The sequence below is a fragment of the Pseudomonas sp. URMO17WK12:I6 genome, from assembly GCF_003253625.1.
In the GTDB taxonomy this organism is placed as follows: Bacteria; Pseudomonadota; Gammaproteobacteria; order Pseudomonadales; family Pseudomonadaceae; genus Aquipseudomonas.
On the sequence record NZ_QKYZ01000006.1, the window covers coordinates 114,256 to 139,054 of the forward strand.

The 24,799-nt window shown below is 60.2% G+C and carries 21 protein-coding genes; all 21 read left to right on the forward strand.

Annotation, left to right across the window (positions count from 1 at the left end; all coding sequences use genetic code 11):
- The first annotated feature begins 157 nt into the window (after positions 1 to 157).
- The 21 genes from F475_RS12925 to nuoM all read left to right on the forward strand — a co-directional run bounded on the left by F475_RS12925 (position 158) and on the right by nuoM (position 24,794).
- Positions 158 to 2,383, forward strand: coding sequence for an NADP-dependent isocitrate dehydrogenase (locus F475_RS12925; RefSeq protein ID WP_018925521.1), 2,226 nt, complete (start codon positions 158 to 160; stop codon positions 2,381 to 2,383).
- Positions 2,384 to 2,511: 128 nt separating this feature from the next.
- A complete protein-coding gene (locus tag F475_RS12930; protein ID WP_111454058.1) occupies positions 2,512 to 2,958 on the forward strand; it encodes an NUDIX hydrolase in 447 nt (148 codons plus the stop codon).
- A gap of 59 nt (positions 2,959 to 3,017) precedes the next feature.
- Positions 3,018 to 4,151, forward strand: coding sequence for a tRNA 2-thiouridine(34) synthase MnmA (gene mnmA / locus F475_RS12935; protein ID WP_111454059.1), 1,134 nt, complete (start codon positions 3,018 to 3,020; stop codon positions 4,149 to 4,151).
- Positions 4,148 to 4,771 (forward strand): high frequency lysogenization protein HflD, encoded by a 624-nt coding sequence (hflD, locus tag F475_RS12940; protein ID WP_007940860.1) that lies wholly within the window; start codon positions 4,148 to 4,150, stop codon positions 4,769 to 4,771. Before mnmA ends, hflD begins: the two co-directional genes overlap by 4 nt.
- Before the next feature lie 128 nt (positions 4,772 to 4,899).
- Complete coding sequence (gene purB, locus F475_RS12945; RefSeq protein WP_111454060.1) at positions 4,900 to 6,270, forward strand: adenylosuccinate lyase; 1,371 nt, start codon at positions 4,900 to 4,902, stop codon at positions 6,268 to 6,270.
- An 86-nt stretch (positions 6,271 to 6,356) separates the two neighbouring features.
- On the forward strand, positions 6,357 to 7,526 hold the full coding sequence (locus F475_RS12950) for a cupin domain-containing protein (RefSeq protein WP_018925517.1): 1,170 nt from the start codon (positions 6,357 to 6,359) through the stop codon (positions 7,524 to 7,526).
- Positions 7,519 to 7,944 carry a GNAT family N-acetyltransferase gene (locus F475_RS12955; protein WP_019580080.1) on the forward strand — a complete coding sequence of 142 codons (426 nt, stop codon included), beginning with the start codon at positions 7,519 to 7,521 and terminating at the stop codon, positions 7,942 to 7,944. The genes F475_RS12950 and F475_RS12955 overlap by 8 nt, the downstream gene beginning before the upstream one ends.
- A gap of 234 nt (positions 7,945 to 8,178) precedes the next feature.
- Positions 8,179 to 8,940, forward strand: coding sequence for a secretin N-terminal domain-containing protein (locus F475_RS12965; RefSeq protein ID WP_111454061.1), 762 nt, complete (start codon positions 8,179 to 8,181; stop codon positions 8,938 to 8,940).
- 514 nt (positions 8,941 to 9,454) lie between these two features.
- Entirely contained in the window at positions 9,455 to 10,780 is a 1,326-nt protein-coding gene (aceA, locus tag F475_RS12970) for an isocitrate lyase (protein WP_018925513.1), read from the forward strand.
- A gap of 545 nt (positions 10,781 to 11,325) precedes the next feature.
- Entirely contained in the window at positions 11,326 to 11,739 is a 414-nt protein-coding gene (locus F475_RS12975) for an NADH-quinone oxidoreductase subunit A (protein WP_007940868.1), read from the forward strand.
- 10 nt (positions 11,740 to 11,749) lie between these two features.
- Positions 11,750 to 12,424 carry an NADH-quinone oxidoreductase subunit B family protein gene (locus tag F475_RS12980; RefSeq protein WP_007940869.1) on the forward strand — a complete coding sequence of 225 codons (675 nt, stop codon included), beginning with the start codon at positions 11,750 to 11,752 and terminating at the stop codon, positions 12,422 to 12,424.
- 72 nt (positions 12,425 to 12,496) lie between these two features.
- A complete protein-coding gene (gene nuoC / locus F475_RS12985) occupies positions 12,497 to 14,281 on the forward strand; it encodes an NADH-quinone oxidoreductase subunit C/D (protein WP_111454062.1) in 1,785 nt (594 codons plus the stop codon).
- A gap of 2 nt (positions 14,282 to 14,283) precedes the next feature.
- The gene (gene nuoE / locus F475_RS12990) at positions 14,284 to 14,781 is read left to right on the forward strand and encodes an NADH-quinone oxidoreductase subunit NuoE (RefSeq protein ID WP_007905058.1); all 498 of its coding nucleotides are present in this window, start codon (positions 14,284 to 14,286) and stop codon (positions 14,779 to 14,781) included.
- Positions 14,778 to 16,133 carry an NADH-quinone oxidoreductase subunit NuoF gene (gene nuoF, locus F475_RS12995; RefSeq protein ID WP_018925511.1) on the forward strand — a complete coding sequence of 452 codons (1,356 nt, stop codon included), beginning with the start codon at positions 14,778 to 14,780 and terminating at the stop codon, positions 16,131 to 16,133. The genes nuoE and nuoF overlap by 4 nt, the downstream gene beginning before the upstream one ends.
- Before the next feature lie 137 nt (positions 16,134 to 16,270).
- On the forward strand, positions 16,271 to 18,985 hold the full coding sequence (gene nuoG / locus F475_RS13000; protein WP_018925510.1) for an NADH-quinone oxidoreductase subunit NuoG: 2,715 nt from the start codon (positions 16,271 to 16,273) through the stop codon (positions 18,983 to 18,985).
- Positions 18,982 to 19,989, forward strand: coding sequence for an NADH-quinone oxidoreductase subunit NuoH (nuoH, locus tag F475_RS13005; RefSeq protein WP_018925509.1), 1,008 nt, complete (start codon positions 18,982 to 18,984; stop codon positions 19,987 to 19,989). Before nuoG ends, nuoH begins: the two co-directional genes overlap by 4 nt.
- A 12-nt stretch (positions 19,990 to 20,001) precedes the next feature.
- The gene (gene nuoI / locus F475_RS13010) at positions 20,002 to 20,547 is read left to right on the forward strand and encodes an NADH-quinone oxidoreductase subunit NuoI (RefSeq protein WP_007940875.1); all 546 of its coding nucleotides are present in this window, start codon (positions 20,002 to 20,004) and stop codon (positions 20,545 to 20,547) included.
- Positions 20,548 to 20,556: 9 nt separating this feature from the next.
- Complete coding sequence (gene nuoJ / locus F475_RS13015) at positions 20,557 to 21,060, forward strand: NADH-quinone oxidoreductase subunit J (RefSeq protein WP_018925508.1); 504 nt, start codon at positions 20,557 to 20,559, stop codon at positions 21,058 to 21,060.
- 2 nt (positions 21,061 to 21,062) lie between these two features.
- Positions 21,063 to 21,371, forward strand: coding sequence for an NADH-quinone oxidoreductase subunit NuoK (gene nuoK / locus F475_RS13020; protein ID WP_007940879.1), 309 nt, complete (start codon positions 21,063 to 21,065; stop codon positions 21,369 to 21,371).
- Positions 21,368 to 23,221: an NADH-quinone oxidoreductase subunit L gene (nuoL, locus tag F475_RS13025; RefSeq protein ID WP_064618791.1), complete on the forward strand. Its 1,854-nt coding sequence runs from the start codon at positions 21,368 to 21,370 to the stop codon at positions 23,219 to 23,221. The genes nuoK and nuoL overlap by 4 nt, the downstream gene beginning before the upstream one ends.
- Before the next feature lie 40 nt (positions 23,222 to 23,261).
- Positions 23,262 to 24,794 carry an NADH-quinone oxidoreductase subunit M gene (nuoM, locus tag F475_RS13030; protein ID WP_018925506.1) on the forward strand — a complete coding sequence of 511 codons (1,533 nt, stop codon included), beginning with the start codon at positions 23,262 to 23,264 and terminating at the stop codon, positions 24,792 to 24,794.
- Positions 24,795 to 24,799 lie beyond the last annotated feature (5 nt).

Consider the following 24,799-nt stretch of genomic DNA (forward strand, 5'->3'; position numbering starts at 1 on the left):
CCGCAGTCCACCCGCTTGACGCTCGACCGATGCACCCAACATCACCGCAAAGAAACCTCGACATTCGGCTCATGGATGACTTTGAACGAACGCGCTTACCCGGCGCCCCTCGAGTTTCTATGCACGCTTTAGCAAAGAAGAGAGAGTTAATCCGAATATGCCCACCCGCTCGAAGATCATCTATACCTTCACCGACGAAGCCCCAGCCCTCGCCACCTATTCACTGTTGCCTATCGTAGAGGCCTTCACCGCCTCCGCTGATATCGCCGTTGAAACCCGCGATATCTCTCTTGCAGGGCGCATCCTGGCCAGCTTCCCCGAGCAATTGGGTGACAAAGCGGTAGCCGACCACCTCGCCGAACTGGGCGACCTGGCCGTTACACCTGAAGCCAACATCATCAAGCTGCCGAACATCAGCGCTTCGGTTCCGCAACTGCAGGCCGCGATCAAAGAGTTGCAAGCCCAGGGCTATGCGCTGCCGGACTACCCGGAAACCGTGACCAGCGACGCCGACAAAGAAGCCAAGGCCCGCTACGACAAGATCAAGGGCAGCGCCGTAAACCCGGTTCTGCGCGAAGGCAACTCCGATCGTCGTGCACCGCTGTCTGTCAAGAACTATGCGCGCAAGCACCCGCACAAAATGGGCGCCTGGGCCAAGGACTCCAAGTCCCACGTAGCCCACATGAGCACCGGCGATTTCTACGGCAGCGAAAAAGCTGCCCTGATCGACGCCGCTGACGCCGTTAAAATCGAACTGATCGCTCAAGACGGCACCACCACCGTCCTGAAAGAAAAAACCACCGTACAAGCCGGTGAGATCCTCGATTGCGCGGTCATGAGCAAAAACGCGCTGCGCAGCTTCATCGCAGCCGAGATCGAAGACGCCAAGGCCAAAGGCGTGCTGCTGTCGGTTCACCTCAAAGCCACCATGATGAAGGTCTCCGACCCGATCATGTTCGGCCAGATCGTTGCCGAGTTCTATAAAGACGCACTGGCCAAGCACGCTGACGTGCTGGCGCAGATCGGCTTCAACCTGAACAACGGCATCGGCGACCTGTACGCCCGCATCAAGGCCTTGCCTGCGGAGCAGCAAGCGCAAATCGAAGCGGACATCCAGGCGGTTTATGCCGTTCGTCCATCGTTGGCCATGGTCAACTCCGACAAAGGCATCACCAACCTGCACGTGCCGAGCGACGTCATCGTCGACGCCTCGATGCCGGCGATGATCCGTGACTCTGGCAAGATGTGGGGCACCGACGGCCAGCTGCACGACACCAAGGCGGTGATCCCGGATCGCTGCTACGCCACCATCTACCAGGCGGTGATCGAAGACTGCAAGGCAAACGGCGCCTTCGATCCGACCACCATGGGCAGCGTGCCGAACGTTGGCCTGATGGCGAAAAAAGCCGAAGAGTACGGCTCGCACGACAAGACGTTCCAGATCAAGGCCAACGGCGTTGTTCGTGTCACCGACAGCAAAGGCACCCTGCTGCTGGAACAGTCGGTTGAAGCCGGCGACATCTTCCGCATGTGCCAGACCAAAGACGCGCCGATCCAGGACTGGGTCAAACTGGCCGTCAACCGTGCTCGCGCAAGCAGCACTCCAGCGATTTTCTGGCTGGACCCAATGCGCGCCCACGACGGCGTAGTGATCGAGAAAGTTCAGGCCTACCTGAAGGATCACGACACTTCCGGCCTGGACATCCGCATCATGTCGCCAGTCGACGCGATGAAGTTCACCCTGGAGCGCACTCGCTCCGGCCTCGACACCATTTCGGTGACCGGCAACGTATTGCGCGACTACCTGACTGACCTGTTCCCGATCATGGAACTGGGCACCAGCGCCAAGATGCTGTCGATCGTTCCGCTGATGAATGGCGGCGGTCTGTTCGAAACCGGCGCTGGCGGTTCGGCACCGAAGCACGTTCAACAGCTGCTGGAAGAAAACTTCCTGCGCTGGGATTCCCTGGGCGAGTTCCTGGCCCTGGCCGCCTCCCTTGAGCATCTGGGTGTGACGTACAACAACCCTAAAGCGCTGGTGCTGGCCAAGACCCTGGATCAGGCCACTGGCCAGTTCCTGGACAACAACAAGTCGCCATCGCGCAAAGTCGGCAACATCGACAACCGCGGCAGCCACTTCTACCTGGCACTGTACTGGGCTCAAGCCCTGGCCGCCCAGACCGAAGACGCTGCACTGCAAGCGCAATTTGGCGAACTGGCCAAAACCCTGACCGCGAACGAAGCAACCATCGTTGCCGAGCTCAACGCCGTTCAGGGCAAGCCAGTGGACATCGGCGGTTACTACCACGCCAATGCCGAGCTGATCAGCAAGGCCATGCGCCCGAGCGCAACCTTCAACGCTGCGATTGCTGCGTTGGTTTAAGGTTGTAAGGGAACATCACAAACCCCGGCCATGCGCCGGGGTTTGTGCTTTCAGCGTTGACAGCATTCAAATGTGAACACCGCCCCCCCACAGGGAAAGCGCTTCAAATTCAACATCGAGGACATTTCATGGATTGGCTACCCCACATCACCGTCGCCACCATCGTCGAAGACAACGGTCGCTTCCTGATGGTCGAAGAATCCAAACACGGACGAACGGTGCTCAATCAGCCCGCCGGTCATCTGGACCCGGACGAAACCCTGATCGAGGCCGCCGTACGCGAAACCCTCGAAGAAACCGGCTGGGACGTCGAGCCAACCGGCATAATAGGCATTTACCTCTACACCGCCCCGAGCAACGGAGTGACCTATCAACGCGTCTGCTTCACCGCCAAAGCGCTGAAACACCATCCCGACTATCAATTGGACGACGGTATTGTCGGCGCAAAATGGCTGACGCGTGACGAACTGCTGCAACAGCGCGCAAACTGGCGCAGTGAGCTGATCATCCGCTGCATCGATGATTATCTGGACGGTAAACACTTCAGCCTCGAGCTGATCCGCCCTTCTCTTTAGCCTTGCAGGCTTGAGCCTGCTAGAATCGCGTCCTTTTTCAAGACACTCATTAAATCCCTATGCGTGATCCAGCCCCTTCTGCCACACAAAAGAAGCGCGTCATTGTCGGTATGTCCGGCGGCGTGGACTCTTCCGTTTCCGCTCTCCTGCTGATCGAGCAGGGCTATGAGGTGGAAGGCCTGTTCATGAAGAACTGGGAAGAAGACGATGGAACGGAATACTGCACCGCCATGGATGACCTGGCGGACGCGCAGGCCGTTTGCGACAAGATTGGCATCAAGCTGCACACCGCCAACTTCGCCGCCGAGTACTGGGACAACGTGTTCGAGCACTTCCTGGCCGAATACAAGGCCGGCCGCACGCCGAACCCGGACATCCTGTGCAACCGCGAGATCAAGTTCAAGGCGTTCCTCGACTACGCCATGATGCTCGGCGCCGACCTGATCGCCACCGGCCACTACGTGCGTCGCCGCGACATCGATGGTCGCACCGAATTGCTCAAGGGCCTGGATCCGAACAAGGACCAGAGCTACTTCCTGCACGCCGTCGGCGGCGAACAGATCGCCAAGACCCTGTTCCCGGTCGGCGAGCTGGAAAAACCCGAAGTCCGCGCGATTGCCGAGAAACACGACCTGGCCACCGCGAAGAAAAAGGACTCCACCGGAATCTGCTTTATCGGCGAACGTCGCTTCAGCGATTTCCTCAAGCAATACCTGCCGGCCCAACCCGGCGAGATCAAGACCACCGACGGTGAAGTCATCGGCCGCCACCATGGCCTGATGTATCACACCATCGGCCAGCGCCAGGGCCTGGGCATCGGCGGCCTGAAAGACGCCGGTGAAGAACCGTGGTACGTATTGATCAAGGATCTGGAACACAACGAGCTGATCGTTGGCCAGGGCAATGCCCACCCGCAGCTGTTCTCCCGCGCCCTGCTCGCCTCGGACATCTATTGGGTCAACCCGATCGACTTGACCGAGCCGCGCAGGCTGACCGCCAAGGTGCGTTATCGCCAGAGCGACCAGCCTTGCACCCTGGAAAAGACCGCCACCGGCTACCGCGCCACCTTTGATGACCCGCAACGCGCGGTCACTCCGGGCCAATCCGTGGTGTTCTACGACGGTGAAATCTGCCTCGGCGGCGGCGTGATCGAAGTGGCCGAACCCTGGACCAGCAAGGGCCAGCGTTCATGAGCCCGACTCAGGAGCAACTGACGGCCCTGGGCGGCGTGTTTCTCGCCGCCGTGCTGGTCGACAAAATCGCCAAGACCGGCCAGACCAACGAAGCCGGCCTGACTTGCATGCTCGGCAGCCTGTTGATTCGCGACCCCAAGGACACTCTGGAAGTGTACGGCGGCGACGACATCAATTTGCGCGAAGGCTATCGCGCATTGATCGGCGCCCTGGAACGCGATCCCAGCACCCTTCAGCGCGAACCGCTGCGCTACGCCCTGGCGATGCTGGGACTGGAGCGCCAATTGGCCAAGCGCAATGACATGCTGGACGTGATCGGCAAACGCCTGCCGCAGATTCAGTCCCAGGTCGAACACTTTGGCCCGGCCCACGAAAACGTGATCGCCGCTTGCGGTGCGCTGTACCAGGACACCCTGAGCACCTTGCGCCAACGGATTCAGGTGCATGGCGACATGCGCAACCTGCAGCAACCGAGCAATGCCTCGAAAATCCGCGCACTGTTGCTGGCCGGGATTCGTTCGGCACGCCTGTGGCGGCAGTTGGGCGGTCATCGCTGGCAGTTGGTGATCAGCCGACGCAAGTTGCTTAAAGAGCTTTACCCGCTGATGCGCAGCAGCTGAACCGCGCCCGCAATACCGTTTTGTAGTCAGTAACGCGTAATACGCCGGTCAGTTGGCAACGGACCGGCGGATTTTTTTCATGTATGATACGCGCCCCATTTCGTTGCCCGACTGTCCGAGAACACCCCATGCAGCTCTCTTCGCTCACTGCGGTTTCCCCTGTTGACGGCCGCTACGCCGGCAAAACCCAGGCCCTGCGCCCTATTTTCAGCGAATACGGCCTGATCCGTGCTCGCGTTCTGGTTGAAGTGCGCTGGCTCCAGCGCCTGGCCGCTCACCCTGCCATCAGCGAAGTGCCGGCGTTCTCCGCCGAAGCCAACGCGGTGTTGAACACCCTGGCGGAAAACTTCTCTCTGGAGCACGCCGAGCGTGTCAAAGAGATCGAGCGCACCACCAACCACGACGTCAAAGCCATTGAATACCTGCTCAAAGAGCAGGCGGCCAAGCTGCCGGAGCTGGCCAAGGTCAGCGAGTTCATCCACTTTGCCTGCACCAGCGAGGACATCAACAACCTGTCCCACGCCCTGATGCTGCGTGAAGGCCGTGATGACGTGATACTGCCGCTGATGCGCCAGACCGCCAACGCCATCCGCGAACTGGCCCTCCGTTTCGCTGAAGTGCCGATGCTGTCGCGCACCCACGGTCAACCGGCATCGCCGACCACCCTGGGCAAAGAGCTGGCGAACGTGGTTTACCGCCTGGAGCGTCAAATCGCCCAAGTCGCCGCCGTTCCGCTGCTGGGCAAGATCAACGGCGCCGTCGGCAACTACAACGCTCACCTGTCGGCCTACCCTGAGATCGACTGGGAAGCCAACGCCCGCGCCTTCATCGAAGACGAGCTGGGCCTGGGCTTCAACCCGTACACCACGCAGATCGAACCGCACGACTACATCGCCGAGCTGTTCGACGCGATCGCGCGCTTCAACACCATCCTGATCGACTTCGACCGCGACATCTGGGGCTACATCTCCCTGGGTTATTTCAAACAGCGCACCATCGCTGGCGAAATCGGTTCGTCGACCATGCCGCACAAGGTCAACCCGATCGACTTCGAAAACTCCGAAGGCAACCTGGGCATCGCCAACGCACTGTTCCAGCACCTGGCGAGCAAACTGCCAATCTCCCGCTGGCAGCGCGACTTGACCGACTCCACCGTACTGCGCAACCTCGGTGTCGGCTTCGCCCACAGCGTGATCGCGTACGAAGCCAGCCTCAAAGGCATCAGCAAACTGGAGCTCAACGAGCAAAAGATTGCCGCCGACCTGGACGCTTGCTGGGAAGTATTGGCCGAGCCGATCCAGACCGTGATGCGTCGCTACAACATCGAAAACCCGTACGAGAAGCTCAAAGAGCTGACGCGGGGCAAGGGCATCAGCCCTGAAGCACTGCAAACTTTCATCGACGGCCTGGACATGCCAGCCGCCGCCAAGGCTGAGCTGAAACTGCTCACCCCGGCCAACTACATCGGCAACGCTGTAGCACAAGCCAAACGCATCTGATCGACCGCTCTACCCGTTTGAGACGCCCGGCGCCGCCGGGCGTTTTTATTCCCGTCTGAAAAGTGCATTTTTTCAATAGGTTACACATGAATCCTGACATTCCTCTTCAACTTCTGGGCGGCATCACGGCACGGGAATTCCTGCGCGACTACTGGCAGAAAAAACCCCTGCTGATCCGTCAGGCGATTCCTGATTTCGAAAGCCCGATCGACGCCGACGAACTCGCCGGCCTGGCGCTGGAAGAAGAAGTCGAATCGCGCCTGGTGATCGAGCACGGTGAGCGCCCTTGGGAATTGCGCCGCGGCCCGTTCGCCGAAGACGAATTCAGCAAACTGCCGGAACGCGAATGGACCCTGCTGGTGCAAGCCGTCGACCAATTCGTGCCGGAAGTCGCAGAACTGCTGGAAAACTTCCGCTTCCTGCCGAGCTGGCGCGTCGACGACGTGATGATCAGCTTCGCCGCCCCAGGCGGTAGCGTCGGTCCGCACTTCGATAACTACGACGTGTTCCTGCTGCAAGGCCACGGCAAGCGCAACTGGAAAATCGGCCAGATGTGCGATACCGAGAGCCCGCTGCTGCAGCACGCGGACCTGCGCATCCTCGCCGAATTCGAAGCCACCGATGAGTGGGTACTGGAACCGGGCGACATGCTCTACCTGCCGCCGCGCCTGGCTCACTGTGGCGTGGCTGTCGACGACTGCATGACCTACTCGGTCGGTTTCCGCGCCCCGAGCGCCGCTGAAGTGCTGACCCACTTCACCGACTTCCTCAGCCAGTTCCTGTCGGACGAAGAGCGCTACACCGACGCCGACGCCCTGCCGGCGGTCGATCCTCATCAGATCCAGCACGATGCCCTTGATCGCCTCAAAAGCCTGCTGGCCGAGCACATGAGCGACGAGCGCCTGCTGCTGACCTGGTTCGGCCAGTTCATGACCGAGCCGCGCTACCCGGAACTGGTGGTCGGCCCGGAAGAAGTCGAAGAGCAAGACTTCCTCAGCGCTCTCGAAGAAGGTGCCGTGCTGATCCGCAACCCGAGTGCGCGCTTGGCCTGGTCGGAAGTCGACGACGACCTGCTGCTGTTCGCCAGCGGCCAGAGTCGTTACCTGCCGGGCAAGCTGCGCGAGCTGCTGAAAATGATCTGCGCCGCCGACGCCCTACATGTCGATAACCTCGGCTCATGGCTGAGCGACGAAGACGGCCGTGGCCTGCTGTGTGAACTGGTCAAGCAGGGCAGCCTGGGGTTTGCCGATGAATAAGATTCACGTACGTGTCGCAGACTGGCAAAAGGACAACGCCGAGATCCGGCGCATTCGTGAAGCGGTATTCGTCGCCGAGCAATCCGTTCCTCCTGAACTGGAATGGGATGCCGATGACGCCACGGCGGTGCACTTCCTGGCCTTCGAAGGCGACTTTCCGATCGGCACCGCCCGCCTGTTGCCCGATGGCCACATCGGCCGGGTGTCGGTGCTCAAAGACTGGCGCGGCATGAAGGTTGGCGATGCGCTGATGCAAGCGGTGATCGGTGAAGCCGAGAAGCGCGGGCTGAAGCAGCAGATGCTGAGCGCGCAAGTGCAGGCCACGGCGTTCTATGAACGCCTGGGTTTCAGCATGGTCAGTGAGGAATTCCTGGAAGCCGGGATTCCGCATGTGGACATGGTGCGTCACTCGACTTGATTCCCTGTGGCGAGGGGGCTTACCCCCGTTGGGCTGCGCAGCAGCCCTGATAATTTTGGGGCCGCTTCGCGCCCCAGCGGGAGCAAGCTCCCTCGCCACAAAAGCCATCAAGAACACCACAAAACGCCCCGCCATTCTCGGATGCCGGGGCGTTTTGCTGTCTGTGATTCAACTCGCACCACGCCGGGCCGACAAACTGGCAATATCAAACCTTTGATTTGCGGAGAAACGGACATGTCCCTACGCACCCTGCTCACCACGCTGCTGCTGACCTGCAGTTTTTCGGTCATGGCCGCCACCGAGATCGTGCCCCTGAATTACCGCACCAGCGCCGACCTGCTGCCAGTAGCGCAGAACTTCATCGGCAAGGACGGCAAGGTCAGCGCCTACGGCAACCAGCTGATCGTCAACGCCGAGCCCGACAAGATCGATGAACTCAAGACCTTCCTCGCGCAACTCGACACCGCCCCCAAACGCTTACTGATCACCGTCGACACCAACGAAAACAACTTTCAGGGCGATCAGGGCTACTCGGTCAACGGTGCCGCACCGAATCAAACCCGCATCATCAATCGCAGCACCGACAGCCGTGAAGGCGGTATCCAGCAGATTCAGGCCAGCGAAGGCGCACCGGCGCTAATCCAGGTCGGCCAAAGCGTGCCGCTTACCAGCACTCAGACTGACGGCTATGGCGACCTGCGCAGCCAGACCGAATACCGCAATGTCACCCAGGGTTTCTACGTCACCGCCAGCGTCACCGGCAACATCGTTCACCTGGCTATCAGTACCAACCGTGACCGGATGAGCCAGGAACGTCCCGATGTAGTGAACGTGCAAAGTACCGACACAACTGTCAGCGGCCGACTGGGCGAGTGGATCACCCTGGCCGGCGTGAATCGTCAGACTCAGGCCGACAAACAGGGCCTGATCCGCAGCTACTCGACTCAAGGCCGGGATGACATGACTTTGCGGGTGAAAGTCGACACCTTGGACTAAAGCACCAAAAACTGACTGATTAGTCGTATTAGACCAAAGATGTAGTGCTTGAAAAAAAGCACTACAAAACGTTTGACGAGCCAAAAAAGCAAAGGCATGATGGCCTCGCTCCCGCTAATCAGAGGCCCTGGCAAGGGCTTTCGAGTCGCTGTTCGCACCCTACCCCGCGAGCCGATTCGTGTCTGTACCGCCCACAAGGTGTGTTTGACGAGGTTGCCGACTGGAACGAAGTTGTCCCGAGGGACGGAAGCGTAATTAGGTAACCCGGCTCCACACTGAAGTTCGCACCAAGGCCCACGACGCCCGAATGCGCTCGCCAGTTCGCCCTTACCTGCTCACTTCCCCTCGAGCCCATCGTTCATCCCGTCGCCATCCCCGCCGAACCCGACTTGACCGCCTAAGCTTCTGGTCAGCGAGCAGCCATGTACGCCCCCAACTGAATGAGCGTATTTGGCACGCAGGAATTGTTCACCCAGAACCATTTTCGATTAAAGACGCGACGAGGTTTATCTCCATGGCACTGACACGCGAACAGCAAATTGCAGCCCTCGAAAAAGACTGGGCTGAAAACCCACGCTGGAAAGGCGTGAAGCGCAATTACTCCGCTGCTGACGTCGTCCGTCTGCGTGGCTCGGTTCAACCTGAGCACACCTTTGCAAAAATGGGCGCCGAGAAGCTCTGGAACCTGGTGACCCAGGGCGCCAAGCCGTCCTTCCGCCCTGAGAAAGATTTCGTCAACTGCATGGGCGCCCTGACCGGTGGCCAGGCGGTACAGCAAGTCAAGGCCGGCATCCAGGCGATCTACCTGTCGGGCTGGCAAGTGGCTGCGGATAACAACTCCGCCGAATCGATGTACCCGGACCAGTCGCTGTACCCGGTGGATTCGGTTCCAACCGTGGTCAAGCGCATCAACAACTCGTTCCGTCGCGCTGACCAGATTCAGTGGAAAGCCGGCAAGAACCCGGGCGACGAAGGCTACATCGACTACTTCGCCCCGATCGTGGCTGACGCTGAAGCCGGTTTCGGCGGCGTGCTGAACGCTTACGAGCTGATGAAAAGCATGATCGAAGCAGGCGCCGCCGGCGTTCACTTCGAAGACCAACTGGCCTCCGTGAAAAAATGCGGCCACATGGGCGGCAAGGTACTGGTTCCGACCCAGGAAGCCGTGCAGAAGCTGACCGCTGCTCGCCTGGCAGCCGACGTCGCCGGTGTACCGACCATTATCCTGGCCCGTACCGACGCCAACGCTGCTGACCTGCTGACGTCCGACTGCGACCCGTACGACCAGCCATTCGTGACCGGCACCCGTACCCAGGAAGGCTTCTACAAGGTTCGCGCCGGTCTCGACCAGGCCATCGCTCGCGGCCTGGCCTACGCGCCGTACGCCGACCTGATCTGGTGCGAAACCGCCAAGCCGGATCTGGACGAAGCCCGTCGCTTCGCCGAAGCGATCAAAAAGGAATACCCGGACCAACTGCTGTCGTACAACTGCTCGCCTTCCTTCAACTGGAAGAAAAACCTGGACGACGCGACCATCGCCAAGTTCCAGCGCGAACTGTCCGCCATGGGTTACAAGCACCAGTTCATCACCCTGGCCGGCATTCACAACATGTGGCACAGCATGTTCAACCTGGCACACGACTACGCCCGCAACGACATGACTGCCTACGTGAAGCTGCAAGAGCAAGAGTTCGCTGACGCCGCCAAGGGCTACACCTTCGTGGCTCACCAGCAGGAAGTGGGCACCGGCTACTTCGACGACATGACCACCGTGATCCAGGGTGGCACGTCTTCGGTAACCGCACTGACCGGCTCGACCGAAGAAGAACAGTTCCACTGATCTGCTTCGCTTAAACAAACGGCCCTTGCGGACCGAATAAAAAGCTAACCGCAAAGCCGCTCATCTGACGCCCCGACTGGTTCGGGGCGTTTTTTTGCCTGGGATTCCCCTCCTCTCGCTCCTACAGGATCGAGCGCAGGGAAAAACCTTGATCCAGAGCAGTTTCACGATCAGGAAAACAAGGTAAAACCACCCCGCGCGCTACTTGCAGTAACGCGCATATAAGACAACTTCCCAAACCGCTGCTCGCTAAACAGTTTGAAAACCACACCAAATAACATTGATTATCATTTAGCGAAAACTATGTTCGTTACATTCCCTACAAAACATATTTGACAAAACCCCCGCTAATGCCCGAACCGTATGGGCTACAGGGCTTTGGAGATGCGCCATGTCCTTATTCCAATAAATAATTTCGCTATAGGAATTTTACTTGCAGGGTGTTTAGCCATAAAATCAGCGGGATTGATTGCTGCGACATATCGTCACTGCCTTATTTCTTTATCAAGCTCAGAGACCTTTGCTCTCTGTTAAGGATTACCAGCATGCCCGAAGCGACCGGACTCATGGCCCACAACTGGGGCTTTGCCATTTTCCTTCTGGGTGTCGGCGGCCTTTGCGCCTTCATGCTCGGCGTCTCCAGCCTCCTCGGGTCAAAAGCCTGGGGCCGCAGCAAAAACGAACCGTTCGAGTCCGGCATGCTACCTACAGGTGGCGCCCGCTTGCGGCTCTCAGCCAAATTCTATCTGGTCGCGATGCTCTTCGTGATCTTCGATATCGAAGCCCTCTTTCTCTTTGCCTGGTCTGTGTCCGTCCGCGAAAGCGGCTGGACCGGATTCGTCGAAGCTCTCGTTTTCATAGCAATTCTGTTGGCAGGTCTTGTCTACCTATTTCGAGTGGGCGCCCTTGACTGGGCTCCGGCAGCTCGTCTTAAGCGGCAAGCGAAGCTGAAACAATGAGGCTTTGGCAATGCAATACAATCTCACCAGGATCGACCCCGATGCTCCTAACGAGCAGTATCCGATTGGCCAACGGGAAACCGTTTCCGATCCGTTAGAAGATCAAGTTCACAAAAACATTTTCATGGGCAAGCTCGAAGACGTGCTCAACGGCACGATCAACTGGGGGCGCAAGAACTCCCTGTGGCCGTATAACTTCGGTCTTTCGTGCTGCTACGTGGAAATGACCACCGCCTTCACGGCGCCCCACGACATCGCGCGCTTTGGCGCCGAGGTAATCCGGGCATCGCCGCGTCAGGCGGATTTCATGGTTATCGCCGGTACCTGCTTCATCAAGATGGCGCCGATCATTCAGCGTCTCTACGAGCAGATGCTCGAACCTAAATGGGTCATTTCCATGGGTTCGTGCGCCAACTCCGGTGGCATGTACGACATCTACTCCGTCGTTCAAGGGGTGGACAAGTTCCTGCCCGTGGACGTCTACGTGCCTGGCTGCCCACCCCGCCCTGAAGCTTTTCTGCAAGGCTTGATGCTGTTGCAGGAGTCGATTGGCCAGGAGCGTCGCCCACTTTCCTGGGTCGTTGGCGATCAAGGCGTTTACCGCGCCGAGATGCCTTCGCAAAAGGAACAGCGCCGCGAACAGCGTATTCAGGTAACCAACCTGCGCAGCCCCGACGAAGTCTGATCCAGATCTGCTTCTTTTATAGAACGAGAAACTGGCTTCATTCTTTACGTTGACCGAAAGCGATAAATAACCATGACTGCAGGCAGTGCTCTGTACATCCCGCCTTATAAGGCAGACGACCAGGATGTGGTCGTCGAACTGAACAAACGTTTTGGCCCAGAGGCGTTCACCGCCCAGCCTACCCGCACCGGCATGCCGGTGCTTTGGGTTGCCCGTGCCAAACTCGTCGAAGTCCTGACTTTCCTGCGCAACCTGCCCAAGCCGTACGTCATGCTCTATGACCTGCACGGCGTGGACGAGCGTCTGCGTACCAAGCGTCAAGGGCTGCCAAACGGCGTCGACTTCACTGTGTTCTATCACTTGATGTCGATCGAACGTAATAGTGACGTAATGATCAAGGTTGCCTTGTCCGAGAGCGACCTCAACCTGCCGAGCGTCACCAGCATCTGGCCGAACGCCAACTGGTATGAGCGTGAAGTGTGGGACATGTACGGCATTCACTTTGCCGGCCACCCGCACCTGAGCCGCATCATGATGCCGCCGACCTGGGAAGGTCACCCGCTGCGCAAGGACTTCCCGGCCCGTGCCACCGAGTTCGATCCGTTCAGCCTGACCCTGGCCAAGCAACAGCTTGAGGAAGAAGCCGCGCGCTTCAAGCCTGAAGACTGGGGCATGAAGCGTTCCGGCCCGAACGAGGACTACATGTTCCTCAACCTGGGTCCGAACCACCCTTCGGCCCACGGTGCGTTCCGTATCATCCTGCAGCTGGACGGTGAAGAGATCGTCGACTGCGTGCCAGACGTCGGCTACCACCACCGTGGTGCCGAGAAGATGGCCGAGCGTCAGTCCTGGCACAGCTTCATTCCGTACACCGACCGTATCGACTACCTCGGCGGCGTAATGAACAACCTGCCGTACGTGCTCTCGGTCGAGAAGCTGGCCGGCATCAAGGTGCCCGAGAAGGTCGATGTCATCCGCATCATGATGGCCGAGTTCTTCCGGATCACCAGCCACCTGCTGTTCCTGGGGACTTACATCCAGGACGTCGGCGCGATGACTCCGGTGTTCTTCACCTTCACCGACCGCCAGAAGGCGTACACGGTGATCGAAGCCATTACCGGTTTCCGCCTGCACCCGGCCTGGTACCGCATCGGTGGCGTCGCCCACGACCTGCCACGCGGCTGGGAAAAACTGGTCAAGGATTTCGTCGAGTGGATGCCAAAGCGTCTGGACGAATACCAGAAAGCCGCACTGGACAACAGCATCCTGCGTGGCCGGACCATCGGCGTCGCCGCCTACAACACCAAGGAAGCCCTGGAATGGGGCGTCACCGGTGCCGGCCTGCGTTCGACCGGTTGCAATTTCGACCTGCGTAAAGCTCGCCCCTACTCCGGCTACGAAAACTTCGAATTCGAAGTCCCGCTGGCGGCCAATGGCGATGCCTACGACCGTTGCATCGTTCGCGTCGAAGAAATGCGCCAGAGCATCAAGATCATCGAGCAGTGCCTGCGCAACATGCCGGAAGGCCCGTACAAGGCGGATCACCCGCTGACCACGCCGCCACCTAAAGAGCGCACGCTGCAGCACATCGAGACCCTGATCACGCACTTCCTGCAAGTTTCGTGGGGCCCGGTCATGCCGGCCAACGAATCCTTCCAGATGATCGAAGCGACCAAGGGCATCAACAGTTATTACCTGACGAGCGATGGCGGCACCATGAGCTACCGCACCCGGATTCGTACCCCAAGCTTCCCGCACTTGCAGCAGATCCCTTCGGTGATCAAAGGCAGCATGGTCGCGGACTTGATCGCGTACCTGGGTAGTATCGATTTCGTTATGGCCGACGTGGACCGTTAAGCATGAACAGCACGCTTATCCTGACAGACCGTTTCGCCCTCAGCGAAACCGAGCGCTCGGCCATCGAGCACGAGCTGCATCACTACGAAGACCCGCGCGCGGCGTCGATCGAAGCCCTGAAGATCGTCCAGAAGGAACGTGGCTGGGTGCCTGACGGCGCGCTCTACGCCATCGGCGAAATCCTCGGCATCCCGGCCAGCGATGTTGAAGGGGTGGCTACTTTCTATAGCCAGATTTTCCGTCAGCCAGTCGGCCGTCACATCATCCGCGTCTGCGACAGCATGGTCTGCTACATCGGCGGCCATGAATCGGTGGTCAGCGAAATCCAGAGCAAGCTGGGCATCGGCCTGGGCCAGACCACCGCCGACGGTCGCTTCACCCTGCTGCCGGTCTGCTGCCTCGGCAACTGTGACAAGGCGCCGGCGTTGATGATCGACGACGACACATTCGGTGATGTGCAGCCTGCCGGCGTTGCCAAATTGCTCGAGGGCTACGTATGACCCTGACTTCCTTCGGTCCAGCCAACCGCATCAAGCGTTCGGCCGAGACTCACCCGCTCACCTGGCGCCTGCGTGACGACGGCGAAGCCGTATGGCTCGATGAGTACCAGGCCAAGAACGGTTACGCCGCTGCACGCAAGGCCTTCGCCGATATGGCCCAGGACGACATCGTCCAGACCGTGAAAGACTCCGGCCTCAAGGGTCGCGGCGGTGCAGGCTTCCCCACTGGCGTGAAGTGGGGCCTGATGCCCAAGGACGAATCCATCAACATCCGCTACCTGCTGTGCAACGCGGATGAAATGGAGCCGAACACCTGGAAAGACCGCATGCTGATGGAGCAACTGCCCCATCTGCTGATCGAAGGCATGCTGATCAGTGCTCGCGCGCTGAAAACCTACCGTGGCTACATCTTCCTGCGTGGCGAGTACACCACCGCTGCCAAGCACCTCAACCGTGCCGTGGAAGAAGCCAAGGCAGCGGGGCTGTTGGGTAAAAACATTTTGGGCAGCGGCTTCGATTTCGAGCTGTTCGTCCACACCGGCGCCGGGCGTTACATCTGCGGTGAAGAAACCGCACTGATCAACTCCCTCGAAGGCCGCCGCGCCAACCCGCGCTCCAAGCCGCCCTTCCCTGCCGCCGTGGGCGTGTGGGGCAAGCCGACTTGCGTGAACAACGTCGAAACCCTGTGCAACGTGCCGGCGATCATTGCCGACGGCGTGGACTGGTACAAATCGTTGGCCCGTGAAGGCAGCGAAGACATGGGCACCAAGCTCATGGGCTTCTCCGGCAAGGTCAAGAACCCGGGCCTGTGGGAATTGCCGTTCGGCGTTACCGGTCGCGAGCTGTTCGAAGACTACGCCGGCGGCATGCGCGACGGTTACAAGCTCAAGTGCTGGCAGCCAGGCGGCGCCGGTACCGGCTTCCTGTTGCCGGAACACCTGGACGCACAAATGTACGCCGGCGGCATCGCCAAAGTGGGCACCCGTATGGGTACCGGCCTGGCCATGGCGGTGGACGACAGCGTCAACATGGTGTCCCTGCTGCGCAACATGGAAGAGTTCTTCGCCCGTGAATCGTGTGGTTTCTGCACCCCATGCCGTGACGGTCTGCCGTGGAGCGTCAAGCTGCTGCGCGCGATCGAGAACGGTGAAGGGCAAGCCGGCGATATCGAGACCCTGCTGGGTCTGGTCGGTTTCCTCGGCCCAGGCAAGACCTTCTGTGCTCACGCACCGGGTGCCGTGGAGCCGTTGGGCAGTGCCATCAAATACTTCCGTCCAGAGTTCGAAGCCGGCATCGCGCCTACCCGCGCCGTCGTCCCGCCTCTGGCAAAGCCGATCGTAGTCGGCGCTTAACGCTTTAAAAAAGGCGAACGGTCCGTGCCGTTCGCCTTTCGTCCGATGACGCCTTTTGAGGCTGTTTGGATTTGGACGGATAACAAGATTCCATTAGCCACGCCCGCTGACACCGGGCCAACGAAGAACTTTGAACCATGGCCACTATCCACGTAGACGGCAAAGAGCTCGAAGTCGATGGGGCAGACAACCTGTTACAGGCATGTCTGTCGCTAGGCCTCGATATCCCTTATTTCTGCTGGCACCCAGCCCTTGGCAGCGTTGGCGCTTGCCGCCAGTGCGCGGTCAAGCAGTACACCGACGAGAACGACAAGCGTGGTCGGATTGTCATGTCCTGCATGACCCCCGCCACCGACGGCAGCTGGATCTCCATCGACGACGAAGAAGCGAAAGTGTTTCGCGCCAGCGTCGTTGAATGGCTGATGACCAACCACCCTCACGACTGCCCGGTCTGTGAGGAAGGCGGTCACTGCCACCTGCAAGACATGACGGTGATGACCGGCCACAACGAGCGCCGTTATCGCTTTACCAAGCGTACCCACCAGAACCAGCAACTGGGCCCGTTCATTTCCCACGAAATGAACCGCTGCATCGCTTGCTACCGTTGCGTGCGCTTCTATAAGGACTACGCCGGTGGCACCGATCTCGGTGTGTTTGGCGCCCACGACAACGTGTACTTCGGTCGCGTTGAAGACGGCACCCTGGAAAGCGAGTTCTCCGGCAACCTCACCGAGGTCTGCCCGACCGGTGTGTTCACCGACAAGACTCACTCCGAGCGCTACAACCGCAAATGGGACATGCAGTTCTCGCCGAGCATCTGCCATGGCTGCTCCAGCGGTTGCAACATCTCCCCGGGCGAGCGTTACGGCGAACTGCGCCGCATCGAAAACCGCTTCAACGGTTCGGTGAACCAGTACTTCCTGTGCGACCGTGGCCGTTTCGGCTATGGCTATGTCAACCGCAAGGATCGCCCACGTCAGCCACTGCTGGCCAACGGCGCGAAACTGAGCCTGGACGAAGCACTGGATAAAGCCGCCGACCTGCTGCGCGGTCGCAACATCGTCGGTATCGGTTCGCCACGCGCCAGCCTCGAAAGCAACTACGCGCTGCTCGAACTGGTCGGCGCCGAGCACTTCTACTCCGGTATCGAAGCCTCGGAGCTGGAACGCATTCGTCTGGTCATGCAGGTGCTCAAAGACAGCCCGCTGCCGATCCCGAACATGCGCGACGTCGAAGACCACGATGCGATTTTCGTCCTCGGCGAAGACCTGACCCAGACCGCTGCGCGCATGGCCCTGGCCCTGCGTCAATCGGTCAAGGGCAAGGCCGAAGACATGGCCGACGCCATGCGCGTTCAGCCATGGCTCGACGCCGCGGTGAAGAACATCGGCCAGCACGAGCTGAACCCGCTGTTCATCGCCAGCCTGGCTGAAACCAAGCTCGACGACATCGCTGAAGAATGCGTTCACGCCGCACCAGACGACCTGGCCCGCATCGGTTTCGCCGTGGCTCACGCCCTCGACGCCAGCGCACCGGCCGTTGAAGGTCTGGACGCTGAAGCTCTGGCGCTGGCCAAGCGCATTGCCGACGCCCTGCTCGCCGCCAAGCGTCCGCTGATCATTGCCGGTACCTCGCTGGGTTCCAAGGCGCTGATCGAAGCGGCGGCAAACATCGCCAAAGCCCTGAAGCTGCGCGAGAAGAACGGTTCCATCAGCCTGATCGTGCCGGAGGCCAACAGCCTCGGCCTGGCCATGCTCGGCGGCAACTCGGTCGACGAAGCGCTGCAAGCGGTAATCGACGGCCGTGCCGACGCCATCGTCGTGCTGGAAAACGACCTGTACACCCGCACCGACAAATCCAAGGTCGATGCTGCCCTGAACGCCGCGAAAGTGGTGATCGTGGCGGACCATCAGAAGACCGCCACCAGCGATCGCGCGCACCTGGTACTGCCAGCGGCCAGCTTCGCTGAAGGCGACGGTACGCTGGTCAGCCAGGAAGGCCGCGCCCAGCGCTTCTTCCAGGTCTTCGACCCGACTTACCTCGACGCGAGCATTCTGGTTCACGAAGGCTGGCGCTGGCTGCACGCCCTGCGTTCGACCCTGCTGAACCAGCCGATCGACTGGACCCAACTGGACCACGTCACCGCTGCCGTTGCTGCAAGCACGCCGCAACTGGCGCGTATCGTCGATGCCGCACCGTCCGCCGCATTCCGGATCAAAGGCCTGAAACTGGCGCGCGAACCGCTGCGTTACTCCGGTCGTACCGCCATGCGCGCCGACATCAGCGTGCACGAACCGCGTACTTCCCAGGATAACGACACCGCGTTCTCGTTCTCCATGGAAGGTTACTCGGGCTCCGCCGAACCGCGCCAGCAAGTACCTTTCGCCTGGTCTCCGGGCTGGAACTCGCCGCAAGCCTGGAACAAGTTCCAGGACGAAGTCGGTGGTCACCTGCGCGCTGGCGACCCGGGCACTCGCCTGATCGAAAGCACCGGTGATTCGCTGAATTGGTTCGCCAGTGTTCCGCGTGCGTTCAACCCGGCGCCAGGCACCTGGCAGGTCGTACCGTTCTTCCACCTGTTCGGCAGCGAAGAAAACTCTTCCAAAGCCGCACCGGTGCAGGAACGCATCCCGGCCGCCTACGTGTCGCTGGCCAAGTCCGAAGCCGATCGCCTGGGTGTCAATGACGGTGCCCTGCTGAGCTTGAACGTTGCCGGCCAGACTTTGCGTCTGCCGCTGCGCATCAACGAAGAGCTGGGTGCCGGTCTGGTCGCATTGCCTGCAGGTATCGCCGGCATTCCACCAGCCATCTTTGGCAAATCCGTTGACGGTCTGCAGGAGGCAGCGCTATGACCTGGTTCACTCCTGAAGTGATCGACGTAATCATCGCGGTCCTCAAGGCCATCGTGATTCTGCTCGCCGTAGTGGTTTGCGGCGCGCTGCTGAGCTGGGTCGAGCGTCGTTTGCTCGCCCTCTGGCAGGACCGTTACGGTCCGAACCGCGTCGGCCCGTTCGGCGCGTTCCAGATTGCGGCCGACATGATCAAGATGTTCTTCAAGGAAGACTGGACCCCGCCGTTCGCCGACAAAGTGATCTTCACCCTGGCACCGGTCGTGGCCATGAGCGCCTTGCTGATTGCCTTCGCGATCATCCCGATCACCCCGACCTGGGGCGTGGCGGATATCAACATCGGCATCCTGTTCTTCTTCGCCATGGCGGGTCTTTCGGTCTACGCGGTGCTGTTCGCCGGCTGGTCGAGCAACAACAAGTTCGCCCTGTTGGGCAGCTTGCGGGCCTCGGCACAAACCGTGTCGTACGAAGTGTTCATGGGCCTGTCGCTGATGGGCATCGTGATCCAGGTTGGCTCGTTCAACATGCGCGACATCGTTGAATACCAAGCGCAGAACATGTGGTTCATCATTCCGCAGATCTTCGGTTTCCTGACCTTCTTCATCGCTGGCGTCGCCGTGACTCACCGTCACCCGTTCGACCAGCCGGAAGCGGAACAGGAACTGGCCGACGGTTACCACATTGAATACGCCGGCATGAAATGGGGCATGTTCTTCGTAGGTGAGTACATCGGCATCGTGTTGATCTCGGCGCTGCTGGTCACGCTGTTCTTCGGTGGCTGGCACGGCCCGTTCGGCCTCCTGCCGCAGATCCCGTTCATCTGGTTCGCACTGAAAACCGCGTTCTTCATCATGTTCTTCATCCTGCTGCGCGCCTCGATTCCGCGCCCACGGTATGACCAAGTGATGGACTTCAGCTGGAAGTTCTGCCTGCCGCTGACCCTCGTCAACATGCTGGTGACCGCTGCGATCGTGTTGCTCAACACGCCCGCCGTCGCGGCTCAGTGAGGATAGAGAATCATGAAGTACATTTTTGACATCGTGCATGGCTTCTTCACCCAGCTTCGCAGCCTGGTGATGATCTTCGGCCACGCCTTCCGCAAGCGCGACACGCTGCAGTACCCGGAAGAACCCGTGTACCTGCCGCCGCGTTTCCGTGGCCGTATCGTCCTGACCCGCGACCCCGACGGCGAAGAGCGTTGTGTAGCCTGCAACCTGTGCGCCGTGGCGTGCCCGGTGGGTTGCATCTCGCTGCAGAAAGCTGAAACCGAAGACGGTCGCTGGTACCCGGACTTCTTCCGCATCAACTTCTCGCGCTGCATTTTCTGTGGCCTCTGCGAGGAAGCCTGCCCGACCACCGCGATCCAGCTGACACCGGATTTCGAAATGGCCGAGTTCAAGCGGCAGGACCTGGTTTACGAGAAAGAAGATCTGCTGATCTCCGGTCCCGGTAAAAACCCTGACTACAACTTCTATCGTGTTGCAGGTATGGCGATTGCCGGTAAGCCAAAAGGCGCCGCGCAGAATGAAGCCGAGCCGATCAACGTGAAGAGCTTGCTGCCTTAAGGAAGAACGATGGAATTCGCTTTCTATTTCGCATCGGGTATCGCTGTTGTGTCCACGCTTCGCGTGATCACCAACACCAATCCCGTGCACGCCCTGCTCTACCTGATCATTTCGCTGATCGCCGTGGCCATGACGTTCTTCGCCCTTGGCGCACCGTTTGCCGGTGTACTGGAAGTGATCGCCTACGCCGGCGCCATCATGGTGCTGTTCGTGTTCGTGGTGATGATGCTGAACCTGGGCCCGGCCTCGGTTCAGCAAGAGCGCGTCTGGCTCAAGCCCGGTATCTGGCTGGGCCCGGTCGTACTCGGCGGCCTGCTGCTGGCTGAACTGCTGTATGTGCTGTTCAGCCACTCCAGCGGCCAGGCCCTCGGCCACACCACCGTAGACGCCAAGGCCGTGGGCATCAGCCTGTTCGGTCCTTACCTGCTGGTGGTCGAACTCGCCTCGATGCTGCTGCTCGCCGCAGCCGTCACGGCGTTCCACTTGGGCCGCAACGAAGCCAAGGAGCAATGACGATGCCTGCTATCCCTTTGGAGCATGGTCTGGCGGTCGCCGGCATCCTGTTCTGCCTCGGTCTGGTCGGCCTGATGGTCCGGCGCAACATTCTCTTCGTGCTGATGAGCCTGGAGGTCATGATGAATGCCTCCGCACTGGCGTTCATCGTTGCCGGTAGCCGCTGGGCGCAGCCGGATGGACAGATCATGTTCATCCTGGTGATCAGCCTGGCAGCCGCCGAGGCCAGTATTGGCCTGGCGATTCTGTTGCAGCTGTATCGCCGCTTCCACACTCTCGATATCGACGCTGCCAGCGAGATGCGCGGATGAACCTTCTCTATCTGACTTTCCTGTTCCCCCTGATCGGTTTTGTGCTGCTGGCGTTCTCCCGGGGACGCCTCTCGGAAAACCTCTCGGCGCTGATCGGCGTCGGCTCCATCGGCTTGTCGGCAATCGTCGCGGCTTATGTGATCTGGCAATTCAACGTTGCACCGCCGGAGGGTGGCCACTACACCCTGGTGCTGTGGCAATGGATGGCGGTGGAAGGCTTCACGCCGAACTTCGCCCTGTACCTGGATGGTCTATCCGTGACCATGCTCGGTGTGGTGGTGGGCGTGGGCTTCCTGATCCACCTGTTCGCGTCCTGGTACATGCGCGGTGAAGCCGGTTACTCGCGCTTCTTCGCCTACACCAACCTGTTTATCGCCAGCATGCTGTTCCTGGTCCTGGCCGATAACCTGCTGTTCGTGTACTTCGGCTGGGAAGGCGTGGGCCTGTGCTCGTACCTGTTGATCGGTTTCTACTACAGCAACCGCAACAACGGTAACGCGGCACTCAAAGCCTTCATCGTGACCCGCGTCGGCGACGTGTTCATGGCCATCGGCCTGTTCATCCTGTTCCAGCAACTGGGCACGCTGAATATCCAGGAACTGCTGGTCAAGGCGCCTGAGCACTTCAAGGCCGGTGACTTCTGGATCGTTCTGGCGACCCTGATGCTGCTGGGCGGCGCTGTCGGTAAATCCGCGCAACTGCCGCTGCAAACCTGGCTGGCGGATGCGATGGCCGGCCCTACTCCGGTTTCGGCACTGATCCACGCCGCGACCATGGTAACCGCCGGTGTCTACCTGATCGCCCGTACCCACGGCCTGTTCGCACTGGCGCCGGATATCCTGCACCTGGTAGGTGTCGTGGGTGGCGTGACGCTGGTGCTGGCAGGTTTTGCCGCGCTGGTTCAGACCGACATCAAACGTATCCTCGCCTACTCGACCATGAGCCAGATCGGCTACATGTTCCTGGCCCTGGGCGTCGGTGCATGGGATGGCGCGATCTTCCACCTGATGACCCACGCCTTCTTCAAGGCGCTGCTGTTCCTTGCATCCGGTGCGGTGATCGTTGCCTGCCACCACGAGCAGAACATCTTCAAGATGGGCGGCCTGTGGAAGAAACTGCCACTGGCCTACGCCAGCTTCATCGTCGGCGGCGCGGCCCTGGCGGCCCTGCCTCTGGTGACCGCGGGCTTCTACTCCAAGGATGAAATCCTCTGGGAAGCGTTCGCCAGCGGTAACGAAGGCCTGCTGTATGCCGGTCTGGTCGGTGCCTTCATGACCTCGCTGTACACCTTCCGCCTGATCTTCATCACGTTCCACGGTGAAGCGAAGACCGAAGCCCATGCCGGTCACGGCGTTGCTCACTGGCTGCCGCTGTCGGTGCTGATCGTACTGTCGACGTTCGTCGGCGCGATGATCGTTCCGCCGCTGCACGGTGTGTTGCCGGAAAGCGTCGGCCATGCCGGCGGCGAAGCCAAGCACAGCCTGGAAATCGCTTCGGGCGCCATCGCCCTGTCCGGTATCCTGCTGGCCGCGCTGCTGTTCCTCGGCAAGCGTCGCTTCGTCACGGCCATCGCCAACAGCGGCATCGGCCGCTTCCTTTCGGCCTGGTGGTTCGCTGCCTGGGGCTTCGACTGGATCTACGACAAACTGTTCGTCAAGCCATACCTTGCGATCAGCCACATTCTGCGCAAAGACCCGCTCGACCAGACCATCGGTCTGATCCCGCGTATGGCCAAAGGCGGTCACACCGCCCTGAGCCGCACCGAGACCGGTCAATTGCGTTGGTATGCCGCCTCGATGGCTGCTGGTGCCGTGCTGGTAATCGGCGCCGTCGTGCTGGTAGCGGTCTGACTATGAACCTTGCGAACTTGCGAAAGGAAACGAGCCCGTCATGATTCTGCCATGGCTAATCCTGATCCCCTTCATCGGCGGCCTGCTGTGCTGGATGGGTGAGCGCTTCGGCGCCACCCTCCCCCGCTGGATTGCGCTGATCACCATGTCCCTGCTGCTCTCCCTCGGCCTCTGGCTGTGGGCCAACGGTGACTATTCATTTGCACCAAAACCTGGCGCCGATCCGACCTGGGCGCTTGAGTTCAAACACGTCTGGATCCAGCGCTTCGGCATCAACGTGCACCTGGCCCTCGACGGCCTGTCGCTGTTGATGATCCTGCTGACCGGCCTGCTGGGTGTCCTCTCGGTACTCTGCTCCTGGAAAGAGATTCAGCGTCATGTGGGCTTCTTCCACCTGAACCTGATGTGGATCCTGGGCGGTGTCGTTGGCGTGTTCCTCGCCCTCGACCTGTTCATGTTCTTCTTCTTCTGGGAAATGATGCTGGTGCCGATGTACTTCCTCATCGCGCTCTGGGGTCACAGTTCTTCGGACGGCAAGAAAACCCGGATCTACGCGGCGACCAAGTTCTTCATCTTCACTCAGGCTTCCGGCCTGATCATGTTGGTGGCGATCCTGGGCCTGGTACTGGTCAACTTCAACGACACCGGCGTGATTACCTTCAACTACGCCGATCTGTTGAAAACCAAGATGTCGCAGACCACCGAGTACATCCTGATGCTCGGCTTCTTCATCGCCTTCGCGGTCAAGCTGCCCGTCGTACCGTTCCACTCCTGGTTGCCTGACGCTCACGCCCAGGCACCGACCGCGGGCTCCGTGGACCTGGCCGGTATCTTGCTGAAGACTGCTGCGTACGGCCTGCTGCGTTTCGCCCTGCCACTGTTCCCGAATGCCTCGGCCGAGTTCGCGCCGTTCGCCATGACCCTGGGTCTGATCGGGATCTTCTACGGTGCGTTCCTGGCCTTTGCGCAAACCGACATCAAGCGTCTGATTGCCTTCTCGTCCGTTTCCCACATGGGCTTCGTGTTGATCGGCATCTACTCCGGCAGCCAACTGGCACTGCAGGGCGCGGTCATGCAGATGCTGGCTCACGGTCTGTCGGCCGCGGCACTCTTTATCCTCTCCGGTCAGCTGTACGAGCGCACCCACACCCGCGATATGCGCGAGATGGGTGGCCTGTGGTCGAAGATTGCCTACCTGCCAGCCCTAAGCCTGTTCTTCGCAGCGGCGTCGCTGGGCCTACCGGCGACCGGTAACTTCGTCGGTGAGTTCCTGATCCTGATCGGCACCTTCGCCAGCGCGCCATGGGTCACCGTGATCGCCACGTCCGGCCTGGTATTCGGTTCGGTCTACTCGCTGATCATGATCCACCGCGCCTACTTCGGCCCGTCGAAATCCGACGCGGTGCTGCATGGCATGGACGGTCGCGAACTGATCATGGTGGTTGGGCTTGCGGCACTGCTGCTTTACATCGGCGTGTACCCGCAACCGTTCCTCGATACCTCTGCCGCGACGATGCATGGCGTGCAGCAGTGGCTCGGCTCCGCCTTCACTCAACTCGCTTCGGCCCGGTAAGAGCG